Source organism: Corallococcus sp. 4LFB, from assembly GCF_046520365.1.
Lineage (GTDB): Bacteria > Myxococcota > Myxococcia > Myxococcales > Myxococcaceae > Corallococcus > Corallococcus caeni.
Window position 1 is genome coordinate 1 of the sequence record NZ_JBKGHJ010000319.1, and the last position, 10354, is coordinate 10354.

Below are 10354 nucleotides of genomic sequence, written 5' to 3' on the forward strand. Positions count from 1 at the left end.
CAGCGCCCGCGGGCGTGATGCCCAGCAGCCGCGTCAGCCGGGGCTGCACGCCCGTCTCCGCCAGCAGCGCCTGGAGCTGGAGCCGCGCGCGCCGGTTGTCCCGGTGCACCCGCCGCCCGAGGATGAGCTCGTTCTTCAACGAGTGCTCCCACCCGGTCAGCTCCGTCACCGTCACCTGGTAGCCGAACGCCTCCAGCGTCAGCGCGCGGATGACGTTCGTCAGGTGCGAGCCGAACTCGCGCCGGTGCCACGGGTGCTGGAAGAGCAGCGACATGGAGCCGGCCGGCTTCGCCTTCTTCTCCTTCAGCTGCGCGGCCACCTCCGCCTGGCAGCACGGCACCACCGCCACGTGGTCCGCGCCGTGCTTGATGGCCGCCACCAGCGCGTCGTCCGTGGCCGTGTCGCACGCGTGCAGCGCCATCAGCACGTGGATGCGCTCCGGGTACTCCGCCGCGTCGATGTGCGCCGTCTGGAAGCGCATCCGGTCGAAGCGCAGCCGCTCCGCGCGGCCCTTCGCGCGCTCCGTCAGGTCCGGCCGCCCTTCGATGGACAGCAGCTCACCGCCCGCCGCGTCCTTGAGGAACAGCTCGTAGACGACGAAGCCCAGGTACGCGTTGCCGCTGCCCGCGTCCACCACCAGCGGGTTCGCGTGGCGCGCCTGCACGTCCTCCATCGCGGGGCGCAAGAGGCCCACCAGGTGGTTCACCTGCTTGAGCTTGCGCAGCGCGTCCGCGTTGAGGTGTCCCTCGCGCGTGAGCAGGTGCAGCTCACGCAGGAGCGCCTGGGACTGGTCCGGCAAGAGCTCCTTGCGGACCTGCGGCGCCTTGACGTTCCGCCTCAGACGGACACCACTTCGGTGACCTCCGGGATCATCTCCCGGAGCCGGCCTTCAATGCCCATCTTCAGCGTCGCCGTGGACGACGGGCAGCCCGCGCACGACCCCTTCATGTGCAGGTACACGATGCCGTCCTCGAAGCGGTCCAGCGTGATGTCACCGCCGTCCTGCGCCACGGCCGGGCGGATCTCCTCGTCCAGGATGAACTGGATGCGCTGCTCCACCGTGCCGTCCGCGCTCGTCGCCTGACGCGACGCCGCCACCGCCGCCTCGTCCACCACCGGCAGGCCCTCGGACAGGTGCGTGTCCAGCGTGGACATCACGGAGTCGTTGAGCTCGTCCCACTCGCCGGACTCGCCCTTCGTCACGGTGACGAAGTTCGTGCCCAGCATCACCGCCGTCACGCCCTGGATGTCCATGAGCCGGAGCGCCAGGGGCGACTTGGCCTGCGCGTCGTCCCGGTTGGTGAAGTTCACCGCGCCACCGCCCAGCAGCTTGCGGTCCACCACGTACTTCAACGTGCTGGGGTTGGGGGTCCACTCGAGCTGGATGTTCACTGACATGTGTTCTCCCTACGAAAGTCCGCTTCCTCTAAAGGGCGCCGGGCCCCATAGCAACCTGTCCGGCTGTCAGGCAAACGCCCCGCGCCATTCATTCACTCCGGATGGAGCAAAGGCCCGTCACCGATGTAAGACAGGGCCCCTATGCCCTTCCCTCCGCGTCTCGCCCACCTCGCCACCAAGGCCGTGGTGGTGGCCAAGCTGGGCCCCACCTACGCGGACGCCCACCGCATTGACTCCGAGGAGGCCGCCCAGCGCCTGTCCACCGCCCTCTCCGGGCGCCTCCTGACCTCCCTGCTGGAGGCCACCTGGACGCAGATGCTCGGGAGCACGAAACGTCTCAAGGAGGAGGGCCTCCTGGAGAAGGTGGCCGCCACCCTGAGCGACCGGCCGCAGCGGCCGGGCAAGGTCGCCAACGTGACGGCCGGCTGGAGCGCCTTCCTCATCCTGCTGGACCTGGAGGTGGGCACCGCCAGCGACGCCGCCCGGCGCGTCATGGAGTCCGACGAGGGCCGCAAGCGGGCCGCCGCGGGCCTCACGGAGGTGGCCGGGTTCCTGGCCCAGGAGCTCACGCGCGGGAAGTAGACGGCGCCCTGGCCGCCGTGGCGGCAGCCGCCACCCGCCGTTATAGGCTGGCGCTCGCCACGTCCATGTCCGCCCCGCTCCCCACCACGCTGCGCCTGCTCCAGTCCATCACCGACGTCCCCGCGTCGGCGTGGGACGCGCTCGTGGACCCGGCGTCGGTGCCCTTCCTGGAGTGGGGCTTCCTCGCCGCCCTGGAGGAGAGCGGCAGCGTGGTGCCCGAGCGCGGCTGGCACCCGCGGCACCTCACCATCTGGCGGGGCTCGCGCCTCGTCGCCGCCGCGCCCGCGTACCTCAAGGACGACAGCCACGGCGAGTTCGTCTTCGACGCCGCCTGGGCCACCCTCGCCGAGCGCGCGGGCCTGCGCTACTACCCCAAGCTCGTCCTGGGCGTGCCCTTCACCCCCGCCACCGGCCGCCGCGTGCTGGTGGCCCCCGGCGAGGACGCCCCCTCCCGCGAGGCGGAGCTGTACAACGCCGCGCTGGAGTACGCGCGCGCGGAGGGGCTCTCCGGCGTCCACGTCCTCTTCCCCACCCCGGAGGAGCTGCCGGTGCTGGAGGCCCAGGGCTATGCCTTGCGCCTGGGCGTGCAGTACCTGTGGCGCAACGCGGGCTACCGGACGTTCGAGGACTTCCTCGGCCGCTTCCGCTCCAAGCGGCGGCACCAGCTTCAGCACGAGCGCCGCGCGCTGGGAGCCCAGGGCATCACCGTGCGCACCCTCCGCGGCGACGCGCTGGAGGAGGTGGACGCGGCCCGCGCCCACCGGCTCTACGCCTCCACGGTGGACCGCTACCCGTGGGGCGTGCGCTCCCTGACCGAGGACTTCTTCGCCCGCCTGCTCGCCGGCTTCCGGCACCGGTGCGAGTTCGTGGAGGCCCGCCGGGAAGGCCGCGCGGTGGCCGGCGCGTTCAACTTCACCGGGCCGCGCACGCTGTACGGCCGTTATTGGGGAGCGCTGGAGGACCATCCGTTCCTGCACTTCAACGTGTGCCTCTACCACCCGGTGGAGGACTGCATCGCGCAGGGCCGCGAGCGCTTCGAGCCGGGAGCGGGCGGCGAGCACAAGCTCACCCGGGGTTTCGAGCCGCACCTCACGTACAGTGCGCATCTGTTCCTCCACCCCGGCCTGGACCGGGCGGTGCGCGGCTTCCTGGCGCACGAGCGGGCAGCCGTGGAAAGCGGCCTGCCGCTGTGGTGGGCGGAGACGGGTTTCAAGGAGCGGGTCTGAGGGGTTTCAGGCAGGCCCGCCAGAGGCAAAGCGCAGCGAAGGCAAGGGAGTCCGCAAGCCCATGGCTCAGAAGCACCAACACGATGACGGCCAGGTCGTCACGGAGGCCGTCCCCAAGCAGAAGCTGAAGAGGCCGACGCTCTACAAGGTCCTCCTGCACAACGACAACTACACCACGCGCGAGTTCGTGGTGGCCGTGCTCAAGGAGATCTTCCACAAGTCGGAGACGGATGCCGTGCAGATCATGATGCACGTTCATTACAACGGCATCGGTGTGGCGGGCGTTTATACCTACGACGTCGCCGAGACGAAGCTCAAGACAGTGGAGGCCGCGGCGAGGGACAACGGGTTCCCCCTGCGGCTGTCCATGGAACCCGAGGAAGGCTGAACCGTGGCGGGACCATCGATTGCCAAAGAATTGCAGGCCAGCTTCCGCACCGCGCTCGACGAGGCGCGGAAGATGCGTCACGAGTACCTGACCCTGGAGCACCTGCTCCTGGCCCTCAGCCGTGAGTCGCGCACCCGCGAGGTGCTCAAGGGCTGCGGCGCGAACGTCAAGCGCCTGCAGGAGAACCTGACCTCCTTCCTGGAGGAGACGGTCGAGCGGCTGCCCGACGACGTGGACGCCGAGCCCCAGCAGACCATCGGCGTGGAGCGCGTGCTCCACCGCGCCGCCATGCACGCGCTGTCCGCGGAGCAGAAGTACATCGACGGTGGCGACGTGCTGGTCGCCATGTTCCGTGAAGAGGAGAGCCACGCGCTCTACCTCTTGCAGCAGGAGGGCGTCACCCGCCTGGACCTGCTCAACTTCATCTCCCACGGCGTCAGCAAGGACGGCGAGTCGGAGGGCGAGTCCCGCCCCACGCCCGCCGGGGACGACGAGGACGGCGAGTCCCAGAAGAAGAGCCCGCTGGAAGCCTACGCCGTGCAGCTCAACGTGGAGGCCAAGGCGGGCCGCATCGACCCGCTCATCGGCCGCGACAAGGAGCTGGAGCGCACCATCCAGGTGCTCTGCCGCCGCCGCAAGAACAACCCGCTCTACGTGGGTGAGGCCGGCGTGGGCAAGACGGCCATCGCGGAAGGCCTGGCGCTCCACATCACCGAGGGCCGCGTGCCCGAGGCGCTGAAGGACGCGGTCGTCTACTCGCTGGACATGGGCGCGCTCCTGGCGGGCACCAAGTTCCGCGGCCAGTTCGAGGAGCGCCTCAAGGGCGTGCTCAAGGCGCTCCAGGAGCTGCCGGACGCCATCCTCTTCATCGACGAGATCCACACCATCGTCGGCGCCGGCGCCACGAGCGGCGGCTCCATGGACGCGTCCAACCTGCTCAAGCCCGCGCTGGCGTCGGGCCGGCTGCGCTGCATCGGGTCCACGACGTTCCAGGAGTTCAAGGCCTCCTTCGAGCGCGACCGCGCGCTGTCCCGCCGCTTCCAGAAGATTGAAGTGGACGAGCCCAGCGTGGAGGACACCGTCAAGGTGCTGGAGGGCCTGCGCAGCCGCTACGAGGAGCACCACCACGTGAAGTACGGCGAGGGTGCGCTCCAGGCGGCGGCGGAGCTGGCGGCCAAGCACATCAACGACCGGTTCCTGCCGGACAAGGCCATCGACGTCATCGACGAGGCCGGCGCCGCGGAGCGGCTCAAGCCGGAGGGCGTGCGCACGGGCGTCGTCTCCGCGCACGACGTGGAGCAGGTCGTCTCCAAGATGGCCAAGATTCCGGCCAAGAGCGTGTCCGCGAGCGAGGGCGTCCAGATTCAAAACCTGGACAAGGAGCTCAAGGGCGTCATCTACGGGCAGGACAAGGCCATTGAAGAGATGGTGGGCGCCATCAAGCTGTCGCGCTCCGGCCTGCGCGCGCCGGAGAAGCCCATTGGCAGCTTCCTCTTCTCCGGCCCCACGGGCGTGGGCAAGACGGAGCTGGCGAAGCAGCTGGCGCAGAGCCTGGGCGTGGAGTTCCTGCGCTTCGACATGAGCGAGTACTCCGAGAAGCACACGGTGAGCCGCCTCATCGGCGCGCCTCCGGGCTACGTGGGCTTCGACCAGGGCGGCCTGCTCACGGACGCCGTGCGCAAGCACCCCTACGCGGTGCTGGTGCTGGACGAGATTGAGAAGGCCCACCCGGACCTCTTCAACATCCTGCTCCAGGTGATGGACCACGCGACGCTCACGGACAACAACGGCCGCAAGGCGGACTTCCGCAACATCATCCTCATCCTGACCACCAACGCGGGTGCGCAGGAGATGAGCACCAAGGCCATGGGCTTCGGTGACACCAGCGTGGTGGTGGACGGCTCGCGGGCGAAGAAGGCCATCGAGCGCACCTTCACGCCGGAGTTCCGCAACCGGCTGGACGGCTGGATTCTGTTCTCCGGCCTGCCCCCCGAGGTCATCCTCAAGGTCGTGGACAAGGAGGTGCGCCTGCTCCAGAAGGTGCTCGACGAGAAGAAGGTCACCCTGTCGCTCACGCCCGCCGCCCGCGCGTGGCTGGCCGAGCACGGGTACGACCCGGCCTTCGGCGCGCGCCCCATGGCGCGGCTCGTGGACAACACCCTCAAGAAGCCGCTCGCGGAGGCGCTGCTGTTCGGCTCGCTCAAGAGCGGCGGCGTGGCCCGCTTCGACGTCGTGGACGACGCGCTGAAGCTCCAGGCCGAGTCCACCGAGGCCGTGCCGGCGTAAGGCCCCGGCGTGAGCCCGTGAAGCACCCGAGGCCCCGGGCCCCCTTCATGGGGACTCGGGGCCTTCGTGTTTCCTACTTCAGCGTGATCTCCACCTTGTACGCGCCCACGGCGCTGGAGAGCTGCTCGGAGATGATTTGCAGCGTGGTGGCCGCCTCGCCCGTGGAGCCGATGCGGGCCACGGTGTCGTCCATCATCCTGGACAAATCATTCACCGCCAGGGTGATTTGATTGATGCCCACGTTCTGCTGGTTCACCGCGGCGGCGATCTGCCGGACGGCGGCGGCGTTGTCCTGGACGATGGAGGACAGCTCGCGCAGGTTCTGCCCGCTGTTGCGCACCTGCGCCAGGCCCGCCTCCATCCGCTCCGCGCCGCGCTCGGTGATGCGCACCGCGGCGGTGACGGAGGCGGCGATGTCGTCCAAGAGCTCCCGCACCCGCGTGGTCGCCTGGATGGACTGGTCCGCCAGGGCGCGGATTTCCCGCGCCACCACGCTGAAGCCCTTGCCGTGCTCACCGGAGCGCACCGCTTCGATGGCCGCGTTGAGCGCGAGCATGTTGGACTGGTCCGCCAGGTCCTTCACCGTCTGGGTGATGCCGCCAATCTGGCGCGTGCGCTCCCCCAGCTCCAAAATCTTGTCCGCGATCTCCCCCACCTGCACGCGGATGTCGTTGAGGCCCGCCATCGTCTGCTCGATGGAGGCCTCGCCCGCCCTGGCCAGGGTGTCCGCGCGCTCGGCGACGCTGAGCACGCTCTCCGCCTTCTGCGCGGCCAGCGTGGAGGTCTGCTTTATCTCCTGCGCCGTCACCTGCGTCTCCTGGAGCGCGGCGGCCTGGCGGGAGATGGTCTGCGCCTGCTCCGTGGAGGACGCGTTGAGGTGGTCCGTGGACTGGGTGAGCGCGCTGGCGGCGTGCTGGAGGTTGAGCGTCACCTCGCGCAGCTTGCCCACCATCTGCGAGAAGGAGTTGGCCAGCCGCCCCACCTCGTCGTTGCCCCGCGCCTGGATGGGGCGGGTGAGGTCGCCGGACGCCACGATGTGGCCCGCCACGGACGTGAGCTCCGCCAGGGGCCGCACGATGCTCCGGCCGAACAGCGCGGCCAGCACCACGCCGCCCGCCACCAGCAGGAACGCGAACAGCAGCATCTGCCAGCGCAGCGAATCCACCCTCGCGTCGATGAACTCGCGCGCCATGCCCACGTGCACGGTGCCCAGCCGGCCCTTCTCCGCCACGGCCGCCGCCACGTCCAGCGCGCGCAGCGTCTTGCCGCCGCGCGCCAGCCGGACCTCCGGCACCACGCGGATGCGGCCCTGGCCCACGGCGGGCTGCGCGTCGAGCGCGGCCTTCAGGCCCTCCGGGAAGGCCCCCTGGAACGAGTGCACCAGCACGTAGCCGGTGGGGTCCTGGATGAAGATGTAGGCCAGGTCCTCGCGCTCGCGGAACGTCTCCAGCAGCGGCTGGAGCGACCCCATGCCCGCGGACACGCCCTGCTCCGCCGCGATGGCCAGGCTCAGCGCCACGGCCTCGCCCTCGCTGGCGTGGCGCTCCTCCAGGTTGGTCGCCAGCTGGCGGGTGGCGATGAAGGTGAGGATGAGGGCCACGGAAGCGCTGACGACCGCCGTGACGAGCACGAACTTCTGCGCGAGCCCGAGCCCACGCAGGAAGGAGACAGGGAGCGCGGCGGAGGGCTTCAAGGGAACACTCCCGGGGTGGCGTCCTCGGGGGGCCGGCCGTTGGCCACCCGACGCCAGGGACAACGCAGGCGACTGCGATTTGTTGGCGGGAAGCCGCTCACCGGGGCCCCCCTCCGGGCCGCGAGCGGGGCGGAACGACGGGCGCTGACAGCTCTGCAGGATGAGGTCCGCCACCAGCGCCAGGGGCGTGCCCCCGTCGGTGGCCTTCAGCTCCACGGCGGCGCGCGGCATGCCGTAGACGACGCTGGAGGCCTCGTCCTGGGCCAGGGTGACGCCCCCGGCCTGGCGGATGGCCAGCAGGCCCCGCGCGCCGTCCTCGCCCATGCCGGTGAGGACGCCGCCGCCGCTGCGCCGGCCGTACGCCATGGCCAGCGAGTTGAGCAGCACGTCCCCGTTGGGGCACGGCCCCCCGTGGCTGCGCTGCAGGCGGGCCAGGCCAATGCTGTCCACCAGCAGGTCATGGCCATCCAGCGGGAAGTACACGCGGCCCGGCTCCAGCCGCTCGCCGTCGCGCGCCACGCCCACCTGGAGCTCGCACACCTGGGACAGCCAGCGCACCATGCCCTGCGTGAAGCCCACGGTGATGTGCTGCGCGACGAGCATGGGCACCGGCAGGTCGCGGGGCAGCTTGGACAGCACCTCCGCCAGCGCGGGCGGGCCGCCCGTGGAGGCGACCAGGCCGAACACGTCCACCCGCGCCCCGCTGGGCATGGGCGGCGGGCGCGACGGCGCGCGGGCGGCGGGAGATGACGGGCACCTCCGCCATCAGGCACACGGAGTGGGCCAGCTCCCGGCCCCAGCGCCGCAGCTCCTCCGCGTTGGTGACGTTGGGCTTGCCAATGAGCTCCAGCGCCCCGGCGCTCATCGCCTGGAAGCCCAGGTCCACGCCGCGCTGCTCCGCCACCGCGCTCACCACCAGGATGCGCGCGGGCGCCTGGGACATGATGTGCGCGATGGCCGCCGGGCCGTCCAGGCCGGGCAGGAGCAGGTCCATGGTGATGACGTCCGGGCGCAAGAGGCGCGCCAGTTGCACGGCGCGGTTGCCGTCCCCCGCCCGGCCCACGACCTCGATGCGCGGCTCCTCCGTGAGGAGCGCGGTGAGGGTGTTGGCCATGGTGGGCGAGTCGTCCACCACGAGCACCCGAATGGACTTCTTCGAGCTCAAGCGCGGCTCCCTCGGCGGCTCATCACGTCCAGCACCTCCGCGAGCAGCCGGCCCGCGGCGCACTCGCGCTTGCTGAGGAAGCCGTCCGCGCCGGAGGCCAGGCCCCGGTCGCGCGCCACCTGGGTGTCGTGCGCGGAGACCAGGATGACGGGGAGCGTGCGCGTGTCCTTGCGCTCGCGCAGCCGCGCGATGAGTTCGATGCCGTCCATCTCTTCCATGTCCAGGTCGCAGATGACGACGTCGTAGGTGTCCGCCTCCAGCCGCTCCAGCGCCCGCGCCCCGCTGGCCGCCAGGTGCACCTGGAAGCCGCCGGCCTCCAGCATCGCCCGGTGCAGCGCGCGCGCGGTGAGCGAGTCATCCACCACCAGCGCCCGCCGGCTCACCGCCGACACCGCGGTCTTCTCCGAATCCGACACCACCCAGTCCGGCCGGAGGATGAGCAGCAGCTCCCCGCGGCTGAGCGTCGCCGCGCCCTGCCAGGCCGCCACGTCGCGCACCTCCGACGGCAGCGGGCGGATGACCAGGTCCCGGTCCCCCACCACCGCGTCCACGCCCAGCGCCACGCGCTTGCCGCCGCTCTGCACGACGAGCAGCGGCTGCCCCTCCGCGGGCGGGGACGACGCGCGCAGCCCCAGCCGCGCGCCCAGGTCCACCACCGGCATCAGCTGCCCCTGGTATTCCAGGTGCGTCCGGCGCTTGCCCACGCGCAGCATGTCCGGGCGCGCCAGCTGCGTGGACTCCACCGCCAGCATGGGCAGGCCCACGAACTGCTCCAGCGCGCGCACCATCAGCACCGGAGAGCTGCCCAGGTCCACCGGCAGGGTCAGCACGAAGCGCGTGCCCTGCCCGCGCGTGCTCGCCACCTCGATGCGGCCCTGCAGCGACTCCACCGCGGCGCGCACCGCGTCCAGGCCCACGCCGCGCCCGGAGGTGTCCGTCACGTCCGAACGGGTGCTGAAGCCTTCCCTGAAGATGAGGTCGCGCACCTGGTTGTCGTTGAGCCGCGCCGCCTCCTCCGCGGTGATGAGCCCGCGCTTCTCCGCGGCCTTGCGCACCTGGTGCAGGTCGATGCCGCGCCCGTCGTCGCTCGCCTCCAGGTACAGGAGGTTGCCCTGCTGCTCCACGCGCAGCGTGAGCGCGCCCTCGTGGTGCTTGCCGGCCTTCTCGCGCTCCGCGGGCATCTCCAGGCCGTGGTCCACGGCGTTGCGCAGGATGTGCACGAGCGCGCCCTGGAGCTTCTCCAGGAGGCGCCGGTCCAGCGACACCTCCGCGCCCACCACCGACAGCCGCGCCTCCTTGCCCAGCTGGCGCGACAGGTCGCGCACCATGCGCTGCAACGGGTCCAGGATGGTGCGCGTGGGGCGCGTGGTGATGGCCTTGAGGCCGTCCTCCAGCGCGTCCACCACGTCGCTCGTCTCCTCGCCGTCGGTGCGCAGCGAGCGGCCCGTGCCGGACAGGAGCGTGCGCGCCTCCGCGGTCTCCGCCAGCAGGCCCTGCTTCGCGAGCAGCGCGGACACCCGCTCCAGCTCGCGGCTGCGCTCCTCCACCCGCAGGCGCACCTCGCGCAGGCGCTCCACCTCGCGCATCAGCGACGTCACCTGGTTGGCGCTCACCCG

Annotated in this window: 8 protein-coding genes and 1 pseudogene; 4 read left to right on the forward strand and 5 right to left on the reverse strand. The window is 71.1% G+C overall.

What is annotated here, in order from left to right; translation table 11 throughout:
• Both ACLEQD_RS28275 and ACLEQD_RS28280 read right to left on the reverse strand, forming a co-directional pair.
• On the reverse strand, positions 1 to 673 hold a 673-nt coding region (locus ACLEQD_RS28275; protein WP_410388220.1), incomplete at its 3' end, for a class I SAM-dependent methyltransferase.
• Between the two features lie 164 nt (positions 674 to 837).
• Positions 838 to 1398, reverse strand: a complete 561-nt coding sequence (locus tag ACLEQD_RS28280) for a NifU family protein (RefSeq protein WP_410388210.1) — start codon at positions 1396 to 1398, stop codon at positions 838 to 840.
• A gap of 141 nt (positions 1399 to 1539) precedes the next feature.
• On the opposite strand from ACLEQD_RS28280, the gene ACLEQD_RS28285 reads away from it, so the two are divergent.
• The 4 genes from ACLEQD_RS28285 (at position 1540) to clpA (ending at position 5880) form a co-directional block, all read left to right on the forward strand.
• The gene (locus tag ACLEQD_RS28285; RefSeq protein ID WP_410388212.1) at positions 1540 to 1980 is read left to right on the forward strand and encodes a hypothetical protein; all 441 of its coding nucleotides are present in this window, start codon (positions 1540 to 1542) and stop codon (positions 1978 to 1980) included.
• Between the two features lie 65 nt (positions 1981 to 2045).
• Positions 2046 to 3206, forward strand: a complete 1161-nt coding sequence (locus ACLEQD_RS28290; protein WP_410388214.1) for a GNAT family N-acetyltransferase — start codon at positions 2046 to 2048, stop codon at positions 3204 to 3206.
• Between the two features lie 61 nt (positions 3207 to 3267).
• Positions 3268 to 3594: an ATP-dependent Clp protease adaptor ClpS gene (locus ACLEQD_RS28295; protein ID WP_014399347.1), complete on the forward strand. Its 327-nt coding sequence runs from the start codon at positions 3268 to 3270 to the stop codon at positions 3592 to 3594.
• Positions 3595 to 3597: 3 nt separating this feature from the next.
• On the forward strand, positions 3598 to 5880 hold the full coding sequence (gene clpA / locus ACLEQD_RS28300; RefSeq protein ID WP_410388216.1) for an ATP-dependent Clp protease ATP-binding subunit ClpA: 2283 nt from the start codon (positions 3598 to 3600) through the stop codon (positions 5878 to 5880).
• Positions 5881 to 5953: 73 nt separating this feature from the next.
• Here the strand turns inward: clpA and ACLEQD_RS28305 are convergent, their stop codons facing one another.
• The 3 genes and pseudogenes from ACLEQD_RS28305 to ACLEQD_RS28315 form a co-directional block, all read right to left on the reverse strand.
• Positions 5954 to 7573, reverse strand: a complete 1620-nt coding sequence (locus ACLEQD_RS28305; protein WP_410388222.1) for a methyl-accepting chemotaxis protein — start codon at positions 7571 to 7573, stop codon at positions 5954 to 5956.
• A 102-nt stretch (positions 7574 to 7675) separates the two neighbouring features.
• Positions 7676 to 8687, reverse strand: a pseudogene (locus ACLEQD_RS28310) (chemotaxis protein CheB); the annotation flags it as partial.
• A gap of 47 nt (positions 8688 to 8734) precedes the next feature.
• A partial coding sequence (locus tag ACLEQD_RS28315; protein WP_410388218.1) for a response regulator occupies positions 8735 to 10354 on the reverse strand: 1620 nt, incomplete at its 5' end.